This is a genomic window from Sphingobacterium sp. UBA7631 (genome assembly GCF_002483935.1).
Taxonomy (GTDB): domain Bacteria; phylum Bacteroidota; class Bacteroidia; order Sphingobacteriales; family Sphingobacteriaceae; genus Sphingobacterium; species Sphingobacterium multivorum.
Genome location: NZ_DLIX01000003.1, coordinates 130295 through 153193, shown reverse-complemented (window position 1 = coordinate 153193; position 22899 = coordinate 130295). Strand labels below are relative to the sequence as shown.

The 22899-nt window shown below is 40.1% G+C and carries 25 protein-coding genes; 5 read left to right on the top strand and 20 right to left on the bottom strand.

All coding sequences use genetic code 11. From position 1 onward, the window contains the following. Positions 1-35 precede the first annotated feature (35 nt). The 20 genes from miaB to B3P16_RS03775 form a co-directional block, all read right to left on the bottom strand. Positions 36-1472: a tRNA (N6-isopentenyl adenosine(37)-C2)-methylthiotransferase MiaB gene (miaB, locus tag B3P16_RS03870; protein ID WP_115046985.1), complete on the bottom strand. Its 1437-nt coding sequence runs from the start codon at positions 1470-1472 to the stop codon at positions 36-38. A 314-nt stretch (positions 1473-1786) separates the two neighbouring features. Continuing rightward, on the bottom strand, positions 1787-2476 hold the full coding sequence (locus B3P16_RS03865; protein ID WP_172462318.1) for an OmpA family protein: 690 nt from the start codon (positions 2474-2476) through the stop codon (positions 1787-1789). A 211-nt stretch (positions 2477-2687) separates the two neighbouring features. Beyond that, entirely contained in the window at positions 2688-3440 is a 753-nt protein-coding gene (locus B3P16_RS03860; protein WP_286841500.1) for a hypothetical protein, read from the bottom strand. 205 nt (positions 3441-3645) lie between these two features. Further along, on the bottom strand, positions 3646-4044 hold the full coding sequence (locus B3P16_RS03855; protein ID WP_070561647.1) for a hypothetical protein: 399 nt from the start codon (positions 4042-4044) through the stop codon (positions 3646-3648). 11 nt (positions 4045-4055) lie between these two features. Further along, complete coding sequence (rlmD, locus tag B3P16_RS03850; protein WP_070561796.1) at positions 4056-5465, bottom strand: 23S rRNA (uracil(1939)-C(5))-methyltransferase RlmD; 1410 nt, start codon at positions 5463-5465, stop codon at positions 4056-4058. Between the two features lie 424 nt (positions 5466-5889). Beyond that, positions 5890-6465: a TetR/AcrR family transcriptional regulator gene (locus B3P16_RS03845; protein WP_046674798.1), complete on the bottom strand. Its 576-nt coding sequence runs from the start codon at positions 6463-6465 to the stop codon at positions 5890-5892. Positions 6466-6590: 125 nt separating this feature from the next. Continuing rightward, the gene (gene pheS, locus B3P16_RS03840) at positions 6591-7631 is read right to left on the bottom strand and encodes a phenylalanine--tRNA ligase subunit alpha (RefSeq protein ID WP_046674797.1); all 1041 of its coding nucleotides are present in this window, start codon (positions 7629-7631) and stop codon (positions 6591-6593) included. Between the two features lie 236 nt (positions 7632-7867). Next, positions 7868-8326, bottom strand: coding sequence for a single-stranded DNA-binding protein (locus tag B3P16_RS03835; RefSeq protein WP_046674796.1), 459 nt, complete (start codon positions 8324-8326; stop codon positions 7868-7870). A 19-nt stretch (positions 8327-8345) separates the two neighbouring features. After that, complete coding sequence (gene mutY, locus B3P16_RS03830; RefSeq protein ID WP_070561649.1) at positions 8346-9395, bottom strand: A/G-specific adenine glycosylase; 1050 nt, start codon at positions 9393-9395, stop codon at positions 8346-8348. Between the two features lie 42 nt (positions 9396-9437). After that, on the bottom strand, positions 9438-9920 hold the full coding sequence (locus B3P16_RS03825; protein WP_053003768.1) for a hypothetical protein: 483 nt from the start codon (positions 9918-9920) through the stop codon (positions 9438-9440). Further along, entirely contained in the window at positions 9913-10854 is a 942-nt protein-coding gene (locus tag B3P16_RS03820) for an urease accessory protein UreD (protein ID WP_112373964.1), read from the bottom strand. The genes B3P16_RS03825 and B3P16_RS03820 overlap by 8 nt, the downstream gene beginning before the upstream one ends. A gap of 12 nt (positions 10855-10866) precedes the next feature. Next, a complete protein-coding gene (gene ureG, locus B3P16_RS03815; protein ID WP_046674969.1) occupies positions 10867-11487 on the bottom strand; it encodes an urease accessory protein UreG in 621 nt (206 codons plus the stop codon). Positions 11488-11503: 16 nt separating this feature from the next. Continuing rightward, complete coding sequence (locus B3P16_RS03810; RefSeq protein ID WP_286770605.1) at positions 11504-12190, bottom strand: urease accessory protein UreF; 687 nt, start codon at positions 12188-12190, stop codon at positions 11504-11506. A gap of 23 nt (positions 12191-12213) precedes the next feature. Further along, positions 12214-12708 (bottom strand): urease accessory protein UreE, encoded by a 495-nt coding sequence (locus tag B3P16_RS03805; RefSeq protein ID WP_070561655.1) that lies wholly within the window; start codon positions 12706-12708, stop codon positions 12214-12216. A 10-nt stretch (positions 12709-12718) separates the two neighbouring features. Next, positions 12719-14569 (bottom strand): urease subunit alpha, encoded by a 1851-nt coding sequence (ureC, locus tag B3P16_RS03800; RefSeq protein WP_046674791.1) that lies wholly within the window; start codon positions 14567-14569, stop codon positions 12719-12721. A 2-nt stretch (positions 14570-14571) separates the two neighbouring features. Next, the gene (gene ureB, locus B3P16_RS03795; RefSeq protein ID WP_070561656.1) at positions 14572-14943 is read right to left on the bottom strand and encodes an urease subunit beta; all 372 of its coding nucleotides are present in this window, start codon (positions 14941-14943) and stop codon (positions 14572-14574) included. A gap of 15 nt (positions 14944-14958) precedes the next feature. Further along, positions 14959-15261 (bottom strand): urease subunit gamma, encoded by a 303-nt coding sequence (ureA, locus tag B3P16_RS03790; RefSeq protein ID WP_046674789.1) that lies wholly within the window; start codon positions 15259-15261, stop codon positions 14959-14961. Between the two features lie 37 nt (positions 15262-15298). After that, positions 15299-16489, bottom strand: coding sequence for a porin (locus B3P16_RS03785; RefSeq protein WP_286841498.1), 1191 nt, complete (start codon positions 16487-16489; stop codon positions 15299-15301). 157 nt (positions 16490-16646) lie between these two features. Further along, positions 16647-18029, bottom strand: coding sequence for a sensor histidine kinase (locus B3P16_RS03780; RefSeq protein WP_286841496.1), 1383 nt, complete (start codon positions 18027-18029; stop codon positions 16647-16649). Next, positions 18019-18699 carry a response regulator transcription factor gene (locus B3P16_RS03775; protein WP_115046975.1) on the bottom strand — a complete coding sequence of 227 codons (681 nt, stop codon included), beginning with the start codon at positions 18697-18699 and terminating at the stop codon, positions 18019-18021. Before B3P16_RS03775 ends, B3P16_RS03780 begins: the two co-directional genes overlap by 11 nt. A 403-nt stretch (positions 18700-19102) precedes the next feature. Here B3P16_RS03775 and B3P16_RS03770 point away from each other — a divergent pair, with 403 nt between their 5' ends. From B3P16_RS03770 to B3P16_RS03750, 5 genes are all read left to right on the top strand, one after another. After that, positions 19103-20506 carry a WG repeat-containing protein gene (locus B3P16_RS03770; RefSeq protein ID WP_286841494.1) on the top strand — a complete coding sequence of 468 codons (1404 nt, stop codon included), beginning with the start codon at positions 19103-19105 and terminating at the stop codon, positions 20504-20506. Next, positions 20496-20936 carry a hypothetical protein gene (locus tag B3P16_RS03765; protein WP_286841492.1) on the top strand — a complete coding sequence of 147 codons (441 nt, stop codon included), beginning with the start codon at positions 20496-20498 and terminating at the stop codon, positions 20934-20936. Before B3P16_RS03770 ends, B3P16_RS03765 begins: the two co-directional genes overlap by 11 nt. Positions 20937-21019: 83 nt before the next feature. Further along, the gene (locus B3P16_RS03760) at positions 21020-21580 is read left to right on the top strand and encodes a YeeE/YedE family protein (protein WP_254667645.1); all 561 of its coding nucleotides are present in this window, start codon (positions 21020-21022) and stop codon (positions 21578-21580) included. Further along, positions 21581-21994, top strand: coding sequence for a DUF6691 family protein (locus B3P16_RS03755; RefSeq protein WP_070561666.1), 414 nt, complete (start codon positions 21581-21583; stop codon positions 21992-21994). Positions 21995-22077: 83 nt separating this feature from the next. Further along, positions 22078-22893 carry a sulfite exporter TauE/SafE family protein gene (locus tag B3P16_RS03750; RefSeq protein ID WP_286841490.1) on the top strand — a complete coding sequence of 272 codons (816 nt, stop codon included), beginning with the start codon at positions 22078-22080 and terminating at the stop codon, positions 22891-22893. Positions 22894-22899: the final 6 nt, after the last annotated feature.

Sequence of the window (22899 nt, the reverse complement as noted above, 5' to 3'; positions counted from 1 at the left end):
AATTTCCAGTTGGAAATAAAACAATCTAAGCTTTCTTAATCAACAATCTTTCCCAATAATGTCGCAGAGGTACATGACTCGATAAGTACATTCACATAATCGCCTTGTTTAAATCGAGGATCAATTGGAAATACCACCAATGCATTTTGATCATTACGGCCACAGAAATCAAACTCAGATCTTTTCGAAAATCCCTCAACAAGCACTTTACAAACTTTGCCAATAAAATGTTGATAACGGTATAAACTATGATCGCGCTGTTTATTGATCACTTCTGTCAAACGACGTTTTTTAACATCTTCAGGAATATCATCTGCGTATCTTTTTGCCGCCAATGTACCTGGTCTTTCTGAATAAGCAAACATATAGGCGAAATCGTATTTGACATAATCCATCATAGACAATGTTTCTTGATGCTCCTCTTCTGTTTCAGTACAGAAACCTGTAATAACATCTGTGGAAATAGCACAATCCGGAATAATACGACGGATGGCATCGACACGCTCCATATACCATTCACGGTCATAGGTACGGTTCATTAATTCCAATACTCTAGAGTTCCCTGATTGAACTGGCAAGTGAATATAATTACAGATGTTTTCATGCGAAGCGATTGCATATAAAACTTCATCTGTAATATCTTTTGGATGGGAAGTAGAGAAGCGAATACGTAAAAGCGGGCTGATTTCAGCAACCATTGTAAGCAAGCTAGCAAATGTTATGGTTTCACCCGGTTCCTCCCCTTCAGCTACTGGAGCAGTATATTTATACGAATCCACATTTTGTCCCAACAACGTAACCTCCTTATATCCTGCATTGAAAAGATCTTGGGCTTCCTTCACGATAGATTGTGGATCACGACTACGTTCACGTCCACGTGTAAAAGGAACAACACAAAAAGAACACATATTGTCGCAACCGCGCATAATCGAAATAAAAGCTGTCACACCGTTCGAGTTTAAACGGACAGGATTAATATCGGCATACGTTTCCTCCCGAGATAATAAAACGTTTACAGCTTTAGCTCCATCGTCAACTTTATCAATCAAATTTGGTAGATCGCGATAAGCATCTGGCCCCACCACGACATCCACCAACTTTTCTTCTTCTAAAAATTTCGATTTCAAACGCTCCGCCATACAGCCCAGCACACCAACGATCATTCCGGGATTTTTTGCTTTAGCAGCTTCAAATTCCTTTAGACGATTGCGTACCCGCTGTTCTGCATTTTCGCGGATTGAACAGGTATTAATAAAAACCACATCAGCTTCCTGATAATTCTTGGTTGTTTCAAATCCCTTATCCAACAAAATAGAAGCAACAATCTCACTATCCGAAAAATTCATCTGGCAACCGTAACTTTCAATATACAGTTTGCGTCCATTACTTAAAATCGGATCCTGTTCTAATAATAATGCCTCACCCTGACGAGATTCGTCGTGTTCCTTAGTGGTATGTGTTAAATCTAGCATAGCTCGATATTCAATAGAATATAATTTTTATTATTTTCGATGGAATAACTAATGCAAATACTCATCTTTTGCTGATCTGATTTCAAGCCCTTAGTTATTTCAAAGACTACAAAGTTAGAAATTTAAATCCATATAATGACAGTTTGTCAGACAGAAATATGGTTTATACTTTGTCAAATTTTAGGCGTAAATGGGCCGTATAAAAATTCGGACGGCTGTATTCCACAAAAAAAGCGCTGAATTTATCAGCGCTTTTTCTATGATTCGCAATCAAGTCAAACAGACTCCGAAAAGACCAAAGTCCTGAATCAGATTTATTGACCTGCTTGTTGTTTTGCTTCTTTCTTCATTTGATCACCTGCCACAATCACGATTTCAACACGACGATTTTGAGCACGTCCTGCTTCCGTATCGTTACTTGCAATTGGCTCAGAGAAGTTTCTACCTTCAGTTCTAATACGCGAAGACGCTAAGCCTTTAGATACCGCAAATGCACGTACAGAATTTGCGCGGTCCAAAGACACTTTTTCATTCGCAGCCAACGTACCTACATTATCTGTATGTCCGATAACCAGGATTTCAGTACCTTGTTCTTTGTTCAAGGTTGTTACCAAATTTGCGATATTATCTTTAGCTGACGCTTTTAAATCTGATTTATTGAAATCGAATAAAATACCTGAATCAAACTTAACCACGATTCCTTCCGCAGATTGTGTAACTTCCGCGCCTTCAACAGTTTTAGAAATCTCAGCGGCTTGCTTATCCATTTTTTTACCGATCAATACACCTGCAGCACCACCAATGGCAGCACCAGCCAAAGTACCTATTGCCGTATTACCAGCTTTACCTCCGATCAATGCACCCAATGCACCACCGGCAACACCACCGATTACGCCGCCTTTAGTTGTATTATTTGTATTTTGGATGGTAGAACAACTTCCAAATAACATAGCTGAGGTTGCAACTGTCAAACCTAATACAGCCAATTTTCTATTCATTTTCATATGTATGCTATCTAAGACTTTTAATATTCAAATTAAATACCGTTCTACTAAAATCAAACAAAGTGCCAAAAGATATTTTTATCAACTTTTTTGTTACAAAACACGACAAAAGGCCCTTAAAACTTCCGAAAATGACGTTGATACGCTACAAAATTTTAAATCACCTTTTCCGACCTTACAATCAGCTAACAGTAACAAAAGCAAAATGTTTTTATTTTTCTTGAGTCTTTACTTCAATATCAGGTAAAAGAGCCCCTTTAGGCCTTCCCTTGGCATTAAAGTCGTCCATAGACTGCTGTACGTAATGCATTAGATCGTACTGTCCCCAATGCTCAGCAAGATCAAACGATGGACGATAGCGTATCATAAAAGCATCTAATTCTGTACTATCCAGTTTCGTCAGGTTTTTAACAGCCTCCCGAGAAAAAATACGATCAACTTGCAACTCATCCTTCTCCCTATCCATAAAACGCCCAAAGCGTTTGGCGTTCTTGGCTTCCCGTCCAAAAAGATTATAAAGCGCTGTTGCCGGGCTACCCAGATAGGTCCCGAACTTATTTTTACCCCCATTATAAACGCCCTTTTTAGCGTAATTACTCATGGCATCATTTAATTCGGCCTCCTTTGTTTTTCGTTCAACGATGACAGTCTCCAATCGGATCCCTTCTTGCAACTCCACATAAAACTCGTTCAGGTTGGTCAGCACAGTTTTAACCGGTGAATACCCAACTTTTGTAAAAGACAAGGAATCTCCTACCGATGCATCAATCGTAAAAACACCAAAAGAGTTACTCAACGTAGACCTGTGTGTACGAATATTAAGCACCACAGCATCTCCAATGCGATTACCGTTACCTTTTTGCAGCACCATCCCCGAAACCTTCTGCAACTGTTGCGCAGTAGCACCGAAATAGGTGAATAACAGTAAAAAAAGCCCTAATATATGTATCTGTATTATTTTCATCCTAATATTTCTCTTCAATTACCCCAATTGGTTTCAGTGCGATTGTGATTCTCAACAATTTTATTGGGTCAAACATTTATTTCCGCAAGAACAGTTTATAATTTATTTCAATTTATTAATTCCCTGTTACACCTAACCTACTTTGCTAAAAGTAGTAATAGTTTGACACTTGTACTGTTAAAAAAGTTTAAATATTCTTTGTTGATCACTTGTATGGATAAAAAACAAAATTAGCGCCTTCAGCAACGACAACAAATAAGCACATATAGTCTTTCGCAGGTTTATAGTTCTGAATAAAAGAAGCCTTACGATCTTCTTGAATAATATCCATTTCTACAAACTCTTCCAATGTAGAGGCATTTATACTCCATTTCGTTTCCAATTCTTTACGATCCAATATCAGTTCACCAACAGAAACTTCATGCTGATGTGCAACAAAAATAGGATAGTCAGAATAACCTTCTTCAACAATCTCCTGCGCTACCTCACGGATTGATTCACTATAAAAATCGAGATCTACCTGCAAACTCTTCAATGGACTTTGCGCTGTAGACGCTGTATTTTCTTCTCTTGCAGATCCTGCAAATAAATCTTCTACTTCCATATGGTATCCTATTACTTCTTTAACTCCAATAAAACGACATTCTCAACGTGTTGCGTATGCGGAAACATATCTACCGGCTTGATCCGCTTCACCTCATATTTTTCGCCTAACAACACCAAATCGCGGGCCTGTGTAGCAGCATTACAACTGACATATACAATACGCGGCGATTCCATTTCTAACAAACGCGCTACAACGTCAGCGTGCATTCCTGCACGTGGTGGATCGGTAATAACCACATCCGGTTTACCGTGTTCGGCGATAAAGGAAGGGGTCAACACATCTTTCATATCACCGGCGTAAAACTTTGTATTCGTGATATCATTGATCGACGAATTCACTTTAGCGTCCTCAATGGCAGTGGGAACATACTCTACACCCACAACTTCTCTTGCCTTCTTAGCGACAAAGTTTGCAATTGTACCTGCTCCTGTATACAAATCATACACCAGCTCATCCCCCTTTAAATTGGCAAAGTCACGTGTGATTTTATACAGCTCATACGCTTGTGCAGAGTTTGTTTGATAGAACGACTTAGGCCCCACTTTGTAACGCAAGCCCTCCATCTCCTCATAGATAAAGTCACGACCTGCATATACATGAATATCCTGGTCGAAGATTGTATCATTGCGTTTCTGGTTTACGATATATAACAGGGAAGCGACTTGAGGAAACTTTTCTTTAACAAATTCCATCAACAACTCAACCTGTCCTTCTTCAGGATATGCAAACACAACGATCACCATCATCTCCCCGGTAGACGAGATACGGATAATCAAATTGCGCAATACACCGGTGTGTTCACGCAGATCGTAGAACGTCATACCTTGACTAAGCGCAAAATCACGAATGCTGTTGCGAACTTCATTTGACGGATCTTCTTGCAAAAAACAATGATCAATATCTAAAATCTTATCAAAACGCCCTGGCACGTGAAAACCTAGCGCATTCATTTCCAATTGGGACGCATCTTCATCAACTGAAGTCAACCATTTTTTGTTGGAAAATGTATATTCTAATTTATTTCTATAGTATTCCGTTTGCGCAGAGCCCAAGATACTTTCCATCGCTGAAGTATCCACTTTCCCAATACGCGATAGGGCATTATCGACAGATTGTTGCTTGAATTTTAATTGAGCATCATAGGTCATATGCTGCCATTTACATCCACCACACACACCGAAATGTTCACAAAACGGATCTACGCGATAAGATGAAGCCTCTTTTAAACTGGTTACCCGAGCTTCCGCAAAATTCTTTTTCTTGCGCATAAGCTCCACGTCAACAACATCACCGGGAACAGCTTTTTCTACAAACAAAACCAAATCTTCGGTTTTTCCAACACCTCTACCCTCTTCGGCAATATCAATGATGGCAATATCTTTCAAGAACTTTTTCTCTTGCGGAATTCTTCTACTCATAGGGTGCAAAAATACAAATTTATACCGATTTTTCATCTGCATAAATGATTTATAGCCATTGATTATCACTGGCATAAACGAGTACCTGACGGGTATGATAAGTTTCAAGCGAATAAAATACGGGGATCAGATTCGGACATTGTTCGTACCTTATTCGGATGCGATACAGATTGTGTACCAATACTGACCAGATTCTGACCTGACTCTGAACAGGAATTATCTGTTCCGAGTCAGGTCAATAATAGTTGCAAGAGTGTTCATCTCCGAAGGTGGTACGAACACAATACGAATACAACCCGGCAACAGCATGAACGTTGCAGAGCATCATAAAAAAGTGAGCATGCAAAAAAGATAAGATGTAAACCTTTTTCAGGAATGGACATCACGTCGCGAATTAGAAAGGGATGCGCGCGTTATAACAACTTTACTGAACTGTTGCCTGAACAAGATAAGGAAGGATTTCTTTCTGAAACGAAATAAAGTTTTTCCGCACATCGGCATCTGAGACAGCCGTAAAAGCAAAAGAAAACACAATACTTTTACTGGACTTGATCAAAAAGGTTAGCTTCTCTTCGCTAATCGCTTCATTTATCTTTTCATTCTGAATGAATGTACTTAAGAGCAGAAACTCCAAATCTTCAGACAGCGTTTTTAAATATTCTTGGGCGTTTGCAGATTCCCGGATAAATTCCCAGCCGATCAATTCATTGCAAGCCGTATAGGTCAGTCGGCTTACCCGCAATATTGTTGAAGCCAAAAACGAAGCCATATCATCTTCATATTTGGTTGTTTTCAAAATATCCTGCAGACTCGCACGAAGATAATCCATGAGAATGGCATGCAGGATCATTTCTTTACTATCAAAATACTTGTACACTGTCGCCTTCGCAATCTTAGCTTTTTTTGCCAATGTGTTCACACTGGTTTTATGATAGCCATTTTGACGAAAGAGCTCACGTGCTGTTCTTTTTATGGATTCAATAATATAATCTGGTTCCATATACGTTAGATCGTACGAATGTTGAAAGTCATCTACAAAGCCTAAAGACCAAAAAGCATCACATTGTTCTCTTGCCTAGTTATCGTAGAGAATAATGTGATGCCACAATCTTTACAATGAATAATTTATATTAATTCAGTCTCAAATTGAGACAAGAAACGTGTGTCATTTTCTGAGAAAAGACGTAAGTCTTTAATCACATATTTAAGGTTTGTGATACGTTCTATTCCCATACCAAAAGCAAAACCAGAATACTTTTTACTATCGATACCACAGTTATCAAGCACGTTAGGATCGACCATACCGCAACCTAAAATTTCTACCCAGCCAGAGTACTTACACAAGTTACACCCTGCCCCCTTGCAGATTGTACAGGAGATATCCATTTCGGCCGAAGGTTCAGTGAAAGGAAAATAGGACGGACGGAAACGCACTTTGGTACCTTCACCATACATCTCTTGAACAAAATGATATAACGTTTGTTTCAAATCGGCAAAAGAAACATTTTCGTCTACATATAAACCTTCTACCTGATGAAAGAAACAGTGCGCACGGGCTGATATAGCTTCATTTCTATAAACACGTCCAGGCATTATCGCACGAAATGGCGGTTTACCGGCTTCCATTAAACGCACCTGAACCGAAGAGGTGTGCGTTCTCAATGTAATGTCATTACCTTCTTGTTTTTTGATAAAGAAAGTATCTTGCATATCACGCGCAGGATGTTCCGGCGGAAAATTTAGTGCGGAGAAATTATGCCAATCATCTTCAATTTCCGGTCCTTCTGATACAATAAAGCCTAATTTCTTGAAAATTTCAACAATTTCTTTACGAACTAAAGAGATGGGATGTCTAGACCCCAGCTGAAAACCTTGACCAGGCAATGTTAAATCACCCGCTAGTTCCTGGGATTTTTGCTTCTCACCAGACCCGAACTTTTCTTGTGCTTCTTTGAATGTATTTTCTGCTAACTGCTTAAATTCATTCAACACTTTTCCCAAAGTACGCTTCTCTTCAGGCGTAACTGTTTTGAATTCATCAAAAAGATTTTTCACAATCCCTTTGGAAACCAAAAACTTCAATCTGAAATTTTCTACATCGGCTGAAGAAGCTGGCGCAAATGCCTTAATCTCTTCAGTATACTGCGTAATTCTATCTTGCAACATAATTAGAGCAAACATAGCCAAAATTTCCACCAAAAAGAAATTTTGAACTTCGACCGGGCATTAAAAACATCACAACAGAAACAGCATGCTCGCTTGGGAGAAAGGAATCAGATTATACGGCTAAAACGCTGATAAAACAAAAGAGCGGGCTTAGTTGCCTGCTCTTTTGTTTTATCGATGATTTTACAATAGTTATTATACATGTAAAGTTTTTACATAATCTCAAATTCTTCAGCTTAAAATGGTAATGGATTATCCTCCTGATCATTCTCCGTAAAATCGACCTCCACTTCCTTATCTTCGACTTTTTGCGCCTGCGTGTTTGCTGTATTACCAGCACTTACACCAGCATTCGGTTCAAAATCCGATTTACGACCTAAAAGCGTGAAGGTTTCAGCGACAACCTCTGTAGCATATCGTCTAATACCCTCCTTATCCTCATAAGTACGCGTCCGCAGTCGACCTTCAATATAAACTAACTTCCCCTTTGTTAGATATTTTACAGCCACGTCAGCCAGACCTCGCCACATTACAATATTGTGCCATTCGGTTTGTTCTACTCTTTTCCCGTCTTTGTTATACGTTTCTGATGTTGCCAATGGAAAACTGGCAACAGAGACATTACCTTCTAAATAGCGAATTTCGGGATCTTTTCCAAGATGTCCCACTAAAATGACTTTGTTAACTCCTGACATAATTTAAAAGCATAAATGGTTAAAAATTTGACCTTTCCAAAAAGGTAAAGATCAACTTGTGTTTAGCTAATTTATCTAAATCTTTTAGAAATACATAATCCCAATTGGATTTTTTTTGAATTAGATCGCCTTTTAACCGCACCTCAAAAAATGTCGCGTAGATATTCTGATGACTCAGGATATGTTTTGTCTGCTGCTGTAAAACATAAAGTTGTGCATCGGGGCCGAAACAGGAAATAAACCACTCATCGCTAAGAACATCCGGGATAGACAAGCTGTAGTTAGACTCCAAAAGCGGAAACTCATATAGGTTCTGCCAAACGTCACTTGCACCGCGTTTGGACATCAGTATCCGATCGTTGTCCTTCAAGATAAAATAATTAAAGTATCTATCTTTACTTGCCTTGGCTTTAAGCTTTACAGGCAACTGCTCTACCTGCCCCTGACTCAGCGCATAACAGGAAGGACGAAACATACAGAATTCACATAAAGGCAGCTTGGGCTTACAATGAGTAGCCCCAAAATCCATAATTGCCTGATTATACAATGCCGGGTGTTTACGATCAAGATTTTCTTTAGCGATAGCTGTAAAAATCTTCTTTCCTTCTGTAGAATTGATAGGTGTTTCTATGCCATAGTATCGCGCTAGTACACGAAACACATTTCCATCCAATACCGCCTGGGCTTCATCGTTCGCAAAAGAAGATATCGCCGCAGCAGTATACTCACCTATTCCCGGAAGCGTTATTAATGTTTGATAATCTACCGGAAAGACACCCTGATACTGATCGCGAACAATTCGGGCAGCCTTATGCATGTTCCGTCCTCGAGAATAATAACCCAGACCTTGCCAAAGATGGAGAATATCATCTTCTTCTGCATTCGCAAATTCCACAACATTCTTAAATCGCTCGACAAAACGTACATAATAGGGTAAGCCCTGTTCGACACGAGTCTGTTGCAGAATAATTTCAGAAAGCCATATTTTGTAGGCATCTTTTGTTTCTCGCCACGGCAGATCTCGTTTATGCTGTCGATACCATGCTTGCAATTCCTCGCCAAATTTCATAGCGACAAAAATGCGCAATTTTTCGCTAAAACCAGCATTTCATCATTCGAGGATAGGCCTACGAATGTAGGTAATCTGCTCATCAGGTTCCAAAATCGTATTTTCCAACGTGATAAAGCCCTTGTATTTTTCTTTTAGCGCCTGATAGAGGCGTCCGTCATAGGAAACAGCAAATCGCCCATCTGCTTTGAGATAAACTGGCAGATGCCGATTGCCCACGTCGAAGCAGAACTCGCCCACAACTGATAGATTCTGACAATCCAACAATACACAAAGACAAGGTAAAATGTTGACCTGGATAAATAAATCACCGCGATGATAAATACACTGTCCTGAACGCAGTGCGCTGCTATCATCGCGCTGTATGCGCACCAGATTACCCTTTCTTGTTTTTCGCTGGATAACGCGCTTATTTACTTCATAATAGGAAAGATCCAAAATATCTGAATCGCGGCCCAGCTTCAATTGGTCAAAATCAGGGATAACATCAATCCATATCTCCTCGTGCAGGCTCTCCTTATGCATAATTAGTTCCTTCCACCACGACAGCTTCCATCAACTCGGGCTTACTTTTTCGACGGGGTTTGCGCTGTTCAATGACGCTGATTTCCTCGGCCTTCGATTTCTCATCTTCCGCTATCGCTTCAACTGTTGTCTCTTCCTTCTTTTCAGAAAGCTTATATTGTGTAAAATCCCAACACAATTGGCCCAACATGTGTAAGAAGTCGTACAATAACTCTCCATCAGTACCCAAAGCACGCAGGATAACCACATCTTTTGAAGCCTGTGTAAAACCATAAGAAATATCGTTGTATTCGACAGTTAAGATTTCATCCAATTCATATTTTAATTCTTGCGCAAAAAGAGCCGAGAACACAAAAGTGGCCTGATGGGTGTATCCCTCAAAAAACAACATCTTCTGTATCGGCTGACTTTTGGGCCGCAAAACCTGATTGTCAATAAAAGACAGTTTACCATTTCTAAAAATCTTGGTTTGCGTATGCAGACTATCAAACTCAAATGCCTCTTTCATGTGGATTCTACCCACACTAATAATATCCCCCCACATCAAAACCGCATCTTCAGCCAAGTGAATATGATTGCTAGCCTTGAAAATAGAATCCTTAAACGGCGTTACTGGATGTGGAATGTAATGAAATAGGCCTCCGGCATCCACATGCACATCCGTATGTTGCTTTGCTCCCGTTTTCATGGGGTGAAGCTTATTGAAGGACTGTGTAAAAAGCTTCAATTGTGCATCTTTTTTCACACGAACATCAATATGCAAATAATCCGTATCCATAATACCAGGCGATGCACTCATGATGATCATTTCCAAATGGTTGGTCAATCCTGCAGCGCCATAATGCGTTAGTTTATAAGGTGCATTATGATAACTCTCCTTCAATCTGCTTCTGCCGTCCTCTTTGGCAACATTTAATACGATTTTGCTATCCATATACGATAAAATTTAGCCTACAGGCTCCAACAAAGCATACTTTTTGATCCATGATTTTACATCTTCCAAACCTTCTAAAGTCATTAAGTTTGTAAAAATAAATGGTCGTTCACCGCGCATGCGGATGGTGTCCTGACGCATCACTTCCAAGTCCGCATTTACATAAGGGGCAAGGTCTATTTTATTGATCAACAACAGATCCGAGCGCGTAATACCTGGCCCGCCTTTACGTGGCATTTTTTCGCCTTCAGCAACATCAAGAACGAATATGGTCAAATCGGCTAGATCCGGACTAAACGTGGCTGTCAGATTATCACCCCCACTTTCAACAAATATCAGTTCCACATCCTCAAAACGATGCGCTAATTCTTCTACAGCTTCAATATTCATCGAAGCATCTTCACGGATTGCCGTATGCGGGCAACCTCCTGTTTCAACACCAATAATACGTTCAGCGGGCAGTGCCGAATTCTGCTGTAGATACATCGCGTCCTCACGCGTATAAATATCATTCGTTACAACACAAATACTATAATCTGCCGACATCGAACGTGTCAACCGTTCAATAAGTGCCGTCTTGCCAGAGCCCACAGGACCAGCAACACCAATTTTCACGTAATTTCTCTTAGACATCTTTATTTCAATTTTTTTACGAAATGTAAATTCTCGTGTATAATTTTTCATGTTGCATGCATCGAATATCCTGAGCGATACAACAATTTCCAATCAGATCCTCATCCAGTTCGGGCTGTAATCCGACCAATTTATTAATCAAGGGCTGCAGTTTAAACAAAATCTGCTGTGCATCCATTTGGCTAATGGGAACCAGTTTGGCACAATTCGTCATAATACCATTCAAAGAATTATAATAAAAAGCGCTCAGTGCGTCTGCATAACTAATTTCCTGTGCGTGGGCAAACATGGCAAATGCCATTGCATAGTGACCATGCAGTTCTTGCGCATTGATAGCCTTTAGATAAGCCGAACAACGCTTGACCGGTTTTAACTTTTCTGTTAATTTCAAAAACCGTATTCCCAATTTTTTACTGGCATCCCGAATCTCATAAGGGGCTTTGAAAGCAGTAATCAATGCATCCAGTTCAGCGATCTTTTTCCTGGTTGCTCTTGATTCACACAATTGCCAGGCCTTATGAAAAAAAGCGGCATCGTTGTAATAGAAGCTATGCTCCAATAAAGTCTGTGCATATTCTTTTGCTGTTTTAGCATCATGTACAATCTCTTTATTGATATAGGTTTCCAAGCCGTAGGAATGTGTGAAGCCTCCAATCGGAAATACAGAGTCGTTAATCTGCATTAATGTCAACAATGGATTCATATGTAATCGTTATTAATTAAGTATTAAAGCCCCTTGGCCAAGGTAATTTTATGCTGGACTACAGCATACTGATGTATGCGTAAAGTATGGGTTCTTTCAATCACCCGTAACTCTTTCGTCGGTGTAAAACCGGCCCTTTCTAAGGTTTCCCAAAGGGGGTTTTCATACGCTGCAATAATTTCATGCGCAGCGTTTATGAAAACAGGGATATGTTTATTGCCAATCTCGAGACATATCCGAGCCATATCCAAGAGGTTTTTGGGGCGTACGACAAGGCAAGGACAGGGCAATATTCGAACAGCGATACGCAGGTCCTTTGTTTCAAACAAAATATCACCGTCGAACAAGGATTCCGTTCCTAAATTTTTAAAGCCTATTTCGCGGCCTGCAACAGTGAAGCCCCGGATAATACGTCTTTCCGTATCGAACCATTCGAGTTCTAAAAAATCAAGTTCAACGCCGTCCTGATCGGTGCCATCGGTCCAAATATTCCCCTTAATGTCTCTTGCTAACAACATAAATAACCAATTAGAATAAGAAGTACCGTTGGGCCATTGGAAGTTCCTTCAACGGTTCACAGGTTGCCAACACACCATCTACTGTTACTTCGTATGTTTCTGGATTAACGACGATATTTGGTGTAGCATGATTATGTACCATATCTTTTTTCATCACCGTACGACATCCCTCCACAGGCAGACATTTACGCGATAAATTCAATTTTTGAATATTTCCGTTCTCCAACGAAATTTTCGAAACGAAATTGAAGCATAGTTTTGAAACTGCTTTACCGTAATTTCCAAACATTGGCCTATAAATAATTGGCTGTGGTGTCGGAATTGACGCATTGGCGTCCCCCATTTTAGCGCCCAAAATCATACCGCCTTTGATGATCAACTCGGGCTTTACACCAAATAATTCCGGTTTCCAAAGGATCAAATCGGCATACTTTCCTTTTTCAATCGAACCGATATATTGATCAATACCATGTGCTTTAGCAGGGTTGATTGTAAATTTAGATACATAACGTTTGACACGGAAGTTATCATTTTCTTTGCCTTTATCTTCAGCTAAAGGGCCGCGTTGGATTTTCATCTTATGGGCCGTTTGGAATGTACGGGAAATAACCTCTCCCACACGTCCCATCGCTTGGCTATCCGAACTCATAATGGAGAATACACCCATGTCTTGCAAAATATCTTCGGCAGCGATGGTCTGAGGACGTATACGTGAATCAGCAAATGCCACATCTTCCTTCACATTTTTATCCAAGTGATGGCAGACCATCAACATGTCCAAATGTTCTTCAGCAGTATTTACCGTAAAAGGTTTTGTTGGATTGGTAGATGCAGGGAGGATATTGGGATACATGGCGATCTTAATAATATCCGGAGCGTGTCCACCGCCAGCTCCTTCCGTGTGGAAAGTATGGATCACACGACCATCTATGGCGGCAACAGTATCTTCCAGGAAACCGGCTTCATTCAGCGTGTCGGTATGGATTGCGACTTGTACATCGTATTTATCAGCAACTTTCAATGCCGCATCAATTGTTGCCGGAGTAGCCCCCCAATCTTCATGGATTTTGACACCCAGTGCTCCAGCTTCAATTTGTTCTTCGATAGGTTTAGTGGTCGATACGTTACCTTTACCGAAAAAGCCAACATTGATAGGAAGGTTTTCAAAAGCTTCAAACATACGCTCGATATACCACTTTCCTGAAGTCACTGTCGTGGCCAGTGTTCCGTCGGCTGGTCCCGCACCGCCACCAATGAACGTGGTTACTCCAGAATATAGGGCTGTTTCAATCTGTTGCGGCGAGATAAAGTGAATGTGCGTATCAATACCGCCGGCAGTTAGTATATAGCCTGCTCCCCCATGTACTTCCGTAGACGCACCGATGATCATGCCCTCGGTTACACCATCCTGTACATCTGGGTTTCCAGCTTTACCAATACCGACAATTTTACCATCCTTAATTCCGATATCACCTTTTACGATACCCCAGTGGTCGATGATAATGACATTAGTGATGCAAAAATCCAATACCCCCTCATCACGCAAGGCACGGGCAGATTGTCCCATACCGTCACGAATGGTTTTACCACCGCCAAACTTGTTCTCTTCTCCGTAAACATTGAAATCTTTTTCAATTTCAATGAAAAGCTCTGTATCTGCCAGACGAACCTTATCTCCAGTGGTGGGTCCAAAAAGAGCAGCATATTTGTCTCTTGGGATATAAAGTTCCCCATCAACATATTTTACAGATGATTTATCTAAACCTAGTTTATCTAAACCAAGCGCATGTAGACCAACAGTAGTTCCCAACGTGGTGAGTCCTACGACTTTAATCCATTCGCGTCTATTCCATCCTCCCATAGTTACTTCGATTGTCTGAATTTTAATTTTTTCATTTTATCAATGGCTTTGCTTTTCACCGATTGATCTGTATACTTACCATTTGTCAATCCATTAAAACCGTGGATTTCCTTACTTCCGCCAAACTCAACCAGAACAACTGATTTTTGTTCCCCTGGTTCAAAACGGACAGCGGTACTGGCTGGAATATTCAAGCGCATCCCAAACGCTTTCTCTCTGTCGAAGGAAAGCAACTTGTTGGCTTCAAAGAAATGATAGTGTGAACCCACCTGAATAGGTCGGTCACCTTCATTTTTCACAACGATGCTTGTGGTTCTGTGCCCAACATTAGCTTTGATTTCCTCTTTTTTTAAAATGTATTCTCCTGGAATCATATCATTCAATATTTATTAACGAATAGGATCATGGACAGTCACCAATTTAGTACCGTCCGGAAAAGTTACTTCGATCTGAACATCATGGATCATTTCGGGCACTCCTTCCATGACTTGGCTCCTTTTCAATAAAGTAGTACCATAAGACATTAAGTCCGCCACAGACCTCCCGTCCCTAGCCTCCTCCATGATCTGGGCACTGATGTAAGCGATACACTCTGGATAATTTAATTTTACCCCGCGTTTCAATCGCTTAGCCGCCAATTCGCCGGCCAAATGCAACAGCAGCTTTTCTGTTTCTCTCGGTGTTAAACGCATAAAAAAATAGTTATTTGTTAATTTGTTAAAGGAATTATTATAAAACTGGAATGGTAAAATATGCCCCAAAGGCTAAGCGGTTGTACTGACTCTTGGCCATATCCATATAGTCCTTATAGTTTACGGTGTTACCGACGTAACCTAGATAGAACCGAAGATCCTGGTTATGAAACGGCTTATGTTGCAAAGCCGCAAAATAGGTCCAGTTTTGGCGAAAATTCTTGCCGAGTTGCTTATCATCCCGCGATCCCGCAATCTCATAGCCACCTTTCAACGCCAGCTCCCATTTTTTACTCAAAAATTGATCATAGCGCAGTATGGCAGAGCTGTAGTTTACATCTTTGGCCAATACACGGTTCTCGCCAGTTCGACCATAAAATTCGTTGATCGCGGAAGATGCAATCATTGCATGATCGACAGCAAGATAAGAGTACTGTAAATCAAGATATAGCATCTGCTTTGCTGTTTTGAATTTATTCGCTAATGAAATGGCATGATTGGTATGTCCCTTTGCGAACTGAGCGATGTTGTAAGACCATTTCGTATTAAAACGTTTGTCCATAAATGCACCCACCCATGTGAAATAGGCTCCCATAGGCACAGTAGAGCGTTCCAAATCACCTACAGCAAAACCATTTTTTGTATGAAGCTCCATAAAACTATCATTGGTTGTGTTGTAAACTTGGGCATGCAACGAATGATTCGGGTTGACTTCATAGGATAACATTCCTCCGACGACGAAGAGATTCAATATACGGTCTACATAGTCTGTGAACTTATATTCGTAAATTGGGTTATTTTCGAACTCATAACTCCCGACCATTGCACTTTGTTTACCGGCCGTAACAGACCATTTGAGATCCTTGCCAAACTTGTACTTAATATAAGCCATATCCAAGGCACGCGATCCATTATCCTGACTCGTTGGAGCAAATGACCTATTGAGGCGAAAACGTACTTTATAGGATAATCGATCATTGTATTCCCCGCTCATCAGAATACGGGCGTCATCAAGGTTTGCTTTTGCTTGAGAAGCACCCTCGCCATTGTCCGTTTGCAGACCTGCTCTTAACAGGACATCCAATTTAAATGATTTTGCTCTCGCGGGTTCTTTCAGTAGCAAGCTGCTTCTCTGTGCCTGAACAGAGTCCGTTTGGACCTGCTCCTGCGCATGCAATGATGCTACGCCAATCCCAAGTGTTGTAAAAAGTAAACGTGTTTTTTTCATCCTTATAGTGTATTCCTCTAGGGTAAAGAAGCCATCCCGCAGTTTCAAAACAGAATTCGATTCAAAACAACAAGATAGATCCATGCTTTATACTTATCTCCGGTACAAGTATATCACAGCCACCTAAAAATGGAATAAGGATGAGATTAAAATGAAATTAGAAAGGAGTTTTTGGAATTGTAACAACGACCAAAGTGCCTTGACCTTCCTTTGAATGGAGGAGCAATTCAGCACCATGGAGGTCAAAGATATTTTTGGCTAAAACAAGCCCCAAACCATTGCCATAGATATCACCGACATTAGAAGCGCGGTAAAAAGAGGTAAAAATATGTGGCTGGTCTTTTTTAGGAATACCGATCCCTTGATCAAACACTTTTATCGTAATATTTTTGCTATCGCTACTTATTGCTACGCCAACCTGCAGTCCATTGCCGTACTTAAATGCATTTGAAATAATATTGCTAAAGGCAATAAAAAACAGATCCGGATTCGCCAAAACCGTAAGTTCATCACTATCTTCCGGGATTTCCGTTAGATCAAAAGAAAGCTTGAGGTCCTTATGAATACTTTTTTCCGCTTTATAAATTTCATAGAGTAACTCGTCAATTCGAATAATTTCTTTATTGTCCACTTCCCCCTTGAAACCCATGCGAGACAGCTGCAAAAGATTATTGATAATCAACTCCATTTTATCCGCATATTTTGCGATAGTCTCCAGGGAATAATAGGCTTCATGCTCTTTCGACAAGAGCTGTTGCGCCAATTCGGCTTCTCCCCCAATAATTGTAAGTGGGGTCTTTAGCGAATGTGAGGCATTTCCGATAAAACTCTGTTGCGATTGAACCGAAATATCCAATCGGTTAAGCATTGAATTTAAGTTCGCAATCAAAACACCCAATTCATCTTTGCTATTACTGAATTTACTGAACAGGCGATGGTCTAAATGGGCGATATCAACTTTATCTAAATCATTGTTGATATCTTTAATAGGTTTCAATAATCGGTCAGCAAAGTAAAAAGACATGAGTACGATTAAAAAAATCGCCAAAATCCCACCTGTGATCAGTGTCTGATCCAATTGACGCTGTTCCTCATGACCGTAATCATCGATCCCTTCCGATACAACAATCAAATTCTCGTGGTGAAGATGATCTTGAAAGAATACCGCTACAAAAGCAGTCTTACCATGCATGTATCTTCCCTTTCCATGGCGAATTACGTCGGTATAGAATGTTTCGGGCATGGGCAACTCAGGCCGCATTTGAACACGATCACTTCCTTTAACAACACGAATAAGATGGTCTGTTCCCTCAGATAACTGTTTCAGGTATTTACGTTTTACCTGAATATAGAGCGCTCTATTTTCATCCTTCTGATGGACGATGTGATCTCCAACAATCACGGCATTCTCTTCTAGCCGATGAAAAAATTTAGTTTGCAGACTGTCGTACGTGAAATAAGACACATAAATGGCAAAAACAACAAGCAGCAGGGTACTGATGATCGAAAATAGAAGAACTATTTTGGTCCTAATTTTCATGACGGATTACATAGCCCATACCAATCACTGTATGGATAAGTTTACGCGAAAATTGTTTATCGATCTTTTTCCGAAGGTAATTCACATATACGTCAACAACATTGGTACTTAAGTCAACATCCATACCCCATACTTCCTCCAGGATATCGATCCGGCTCAATACCTTATTTCGATTGAGCATTAAAAATTCAAGTAGACGAAATTCAGTAGCGGTAAGAATAATAGGAGAATTGGCACGTTGAACCGATTTGCTGTCTCTATCCAATTGAAGATCGTCAAATACCAATATATTTTTCTGCTCGGTCACTGTTTTGGATTTGCGGCTGTAGCGGCTGATTCGAGCCTTTAATTCCTCTAAACGGAAGGGCTTCGTCAAGTAATCATCCGCATCCCTGTCAAATGCCTCGACGATGTCCTCCGTTTGATTTAATGCCGTCAAGATAATAATAGGGACTTCGTTGTTTGACATCCGAATGTTTTTACAGACATCCAAACCATTCATACCAGGCAACATTACATCCAACAGGATGAGGTCATAATGATTCAATCCCGCCATTTTTAGACCAGTATAACCGTCCATAGCAATACTAATATGATAGCCTTCTTCTTTTAAGCCTCTTTCGATCAATGATATGACAGATGGTTCGTCCTCAATTAGTAATAGTTCCACAGGTATCTCTTTTAAACAGTAAAAAATTCGAGGTTTGTAAAATACAAAATTAACATGTCACCTTTTTTCAAAAAGCTACATTCTTAAATTATTTTCGCTTTTTCTTGACGATTATATGATAATAACACATAAAATAAGTATAAAAACACATCCACCCTCAAGATCCCTTAACCACCGCCATGACATCAATTTACTTCAAGTGGTATAGCGATATACCGCAACTCAAAACCTCTACTTAAAAGAATCAGACTATTCTTAACACTTGAAACTTAGCACAGACCAAAAACCGGATTTAAGCATTCAAATACAATAATATCTATTTTTGAAAGAATTTCCACAAATAACGAAAGATTATTTCAAAAATCAATTGAATTTCAATATTTTTGTAGCTCAAAATCACACGATGAAACAATTTATTCTTTGTTTACAGCTGGCATTTTTACTCCTTATAGGACAAGGACATGCTCAGGAGAAACTATATAAAATTTCATACCAATTTGCTGATCCTGAAACGGGAACAGATACGGCATCTTCAGAATTCATCAAAATATTGGCTGGAAATAAGGAAGCGTTAATGCAGGCCTTCATCGCGAAAGACCAGATGCGCATTGAAAGTTTATTATTTGGAAAATCGATACAGATCAGCAATATCCGCGAAGGCAGTTCTTTTCTACTGGATGAAGTAAATAAAACCTATACCGCAACAGAACTGGCCACGGGCAAACTCATTGAGACTTCCGCAAACGAAGGCGATAATTATGCCTATTCAGGGGATTTTGAGATCAGCTTAATTCCCAATCAAAAGAAGATAATTGCAGGAATCACCTGCGAAAAAGCGACATTCAATCTAACAGGTAGTCAAGATCCACAAACGGAAATTACCGTTTGGTATGCACCCAAATTACCAAAGTTATACTGGGGCACTTACGATTATCTCGAAAAAGTACCTGGGGCAGCGCTCTATATCGGATCGGCGGGTTTAGGAATTCAGGCCACTAAAGTCGAGGAGATACCATTCGACCAATCGCTCTTTGAAGTCCCAGCAGATTACGAAGAAGGTGAAGCTACAGATGAAGCTGTAGATTCCACGTTAAACGACCATCTATCTTGGTATCAAGATTCCAGCACATCATATTTTGGTGTACAGGACAGCTTAGGAAACAAATTAACACCAGCAAAATATACGGCAATATATAGCTATGTAGGAGACTATGCCATCGTAAACGATGCAGCGCAAATGTTTGGCTTGATAGATCTCCATGGCAAAGAAGTTATTCCATGTCAATATGAATCGCTCAGTTTAGAAACCGAAGGCGGTCCTGTGGTTTATATGAGCGATCTTAAGTATGGACTTCTGGATACAAACGGTAAAATATTGCTGAAGGCGAAGTATGACTTTATTTCAGTACCTAGCCCAGCATATGGACTTTTTACGGAAGGAGAATACACGGGTATTATTGATCAAAAAGGCACCGTTTTACTTCCTGCCAAATATGAGACCATTTCAGATTATCGCGATAATCTCGCGTTAATTATAGTAAACCAATCCTACCAGCTTATTAATAAAACGGGGCACAATCAACTTAAGACGGACTATGAATTTCTGTCTTTTGCAGGAGAGAAACTTCTTCTGGCCTTTAAAGACGACAAGTATGGATACATTGATTACACAGGAAAAGTCGTGGTCCCAATTAAATTTCAGAATGCCCAAGCTTTTGAAAACGGGCTAGCGCTTGTAACGGAGGATCTAGAGAATTTTTACTATATTGACGCAAAAGGGAAGTTTATCAAGAAATATGAAGAGTAATCCACAGACATTCCACTTGTCGACATTGCATCGTGGAAAATACATGTTAATCTTGCTGGTTTCAATCTTTTTGATCGGAATGGGCATGTCTAAAGTTCCCATACAAGAAATTCTCAAGATTATTGTTGCTCTTTTAATGATCCCTTTAGCACTGTATTTGGCCATAAAGTGTTCGACTTTATCATCGACTTGGGTCTTGGACGAAAATACACTGCAGATAAGCAATGCTAAAAAAACAATCGTTTTCCCTCTGAATAATATTTCTCATATCAGGAATCTTAAACGTTCTGGCGGAAACCTGATCATTATCAACCAAAACAAAGGACCGGCTTTTCGTACTTGGCGCAACAAATTATTTCAAAAAGAAGATGATCTTCCTCTGCTAACCGAAGCCCTAAAGACCGCAGACATCGAATATTACGACCTATAAATTCTTTCTTCCTTCGGTAACATTTGTTACAGGCTTTTGCAAAGGCAGTATGTACCTTTGTAACATCACTTAAGAACATTGTTATGCTATTGGAATACATTAAACAACCATGGCCCTGGTATATTTCAGGACCTTTAATTGCGCTGGTCATGTACCTGCTGCTCAAACAGGGGAAGGATTTTGGCATGTCCAATAATCTACGCACCATGTGTACTGTATTAGGTGCCGGAAAAACTTCCTCTTTTTTCAGATTCGATTGGAAGACCCAATCATGGAATTTATTGGTGGTACTCGGGACAGCGATTGGCGGTTTTATTGCACATCATTTTCTGAGCGATGGCGCTGCAAGCCAGATTAATCCCAAAAGTATTGCCGACCTAAAAGAGCTGGGTATTATCGACCAGCTACAAGGCTACCTTCCTGAATCCATTTTCGTTTTCGACGGATCTTTGTTTCAGTTTCTAATTTTAAGTATTGGCGGTGTATTGATTGGATTTGGAACACGCTATGCTGGTGGATGTTCATCAGGCCATGCTATTTCTGGGCTTAGCAATTTTCAGCTTCCTTCTTTGATTGCCGTTATAGGTTTCTTCCTAGGCGGGATCATCATGGTTCATTTTTTATTCCCACTAATTTTCGCATAAATGAAAGCACTAAAATTTATTTTCATCGGTATATTGTTTGGAATCATCTTATACAAATCGGAGGCCGCGTCATGGTATAGAATCTACGAAATGTTTCAATTTCGTTCCTTTCATATGTATGGCATCATCGGTACAGCACTGACCACAGCAATTATAATCGTACAGATCATCAAGAGAAAGCGAATCAAAGATAGTAACGGGATGCAAATAGCATTCTATGACAAAGACAAAAGTATTACACGATACCTGGTCGGAGGAACAATCTTTGGCTTGGGATGGGCATTGACAGGTGCGTGTCCGGGCCCCATGTTTGCCCTAATCGGTGCCGGTTATTGGACTATTGGAATCGTCCTTCTTTTTGCTTTGTTAGGTACTTGGCTTTATGGGCTGTTGCGCAATAAGTTGCCGCATTAAGTTGAACAGACTTTGTTATGAAACTACCTCATATATCCGAAATCTGAGGCCTGTACCTGGAGTTTAAATTTTAGAAAGAGAACATGGAATTAATATTTATAGCTGGTTTTATATTAGCTGTTCTGGTCGGGCTATCAATGGGCTTGATGGGTAGCGGCGGAAGTATTCTAACATTGCCCATCTTTGTTTATATTTTTCATATAGAACCTCAATATGCATTGGACTATTCGCTGTTTTCTATAGGAATATTAGCCTTGGTCGGATCAATTTCTCCGTTGAAAAAAAGAGAAATTGATCTGAAAACTACGGCCATTTTTCTCTTTCCATCGCTAATTTCTGTCTTTCTGACCAAGCGTTATCTGCTTGTAGCCATACCAGAGTCATTTCACCTGGGCGAAATAGCGGTTTCCAGAAACCATATCATCATGTTACTTTTCTCGATGGTGATTCTGATTTCTGCAACAGCAATGGTGCGAAAACGTAAACAGGTTCAGCACGATCAATTCAGAAGCGGAATTGGTCAGATTTTCAACGTTGTCCTCGTCGGATTGCTCGTCGGTACCATGACTGGCTTGGTGGGCGCGGGAGGAGGCTTTATCATTGTACCTGCCCTCGTTTTACTCTTAGGAATCCCACTTAAACAGGCCATTGCCACTTCGTTGTTTATCATCGGTTTAAACGCTTCATTCGGTTTGATCGCGAATTATCAGTTCCTGGAACATATGAATTGGTTTATATTGGTTACCTTTACGTTAATCACTTTAATAGGCCTCCAAATTGGTTCCAAATGGAAAGACAAATTAGATGCAGCAAAATTGAAAGGTATTTTTGGGTACTTTTTAATTAGTATTGGCATCCTAATCTTTGCTTTCGAATTCATTCAATTTGTAAATCATTAAAATCAC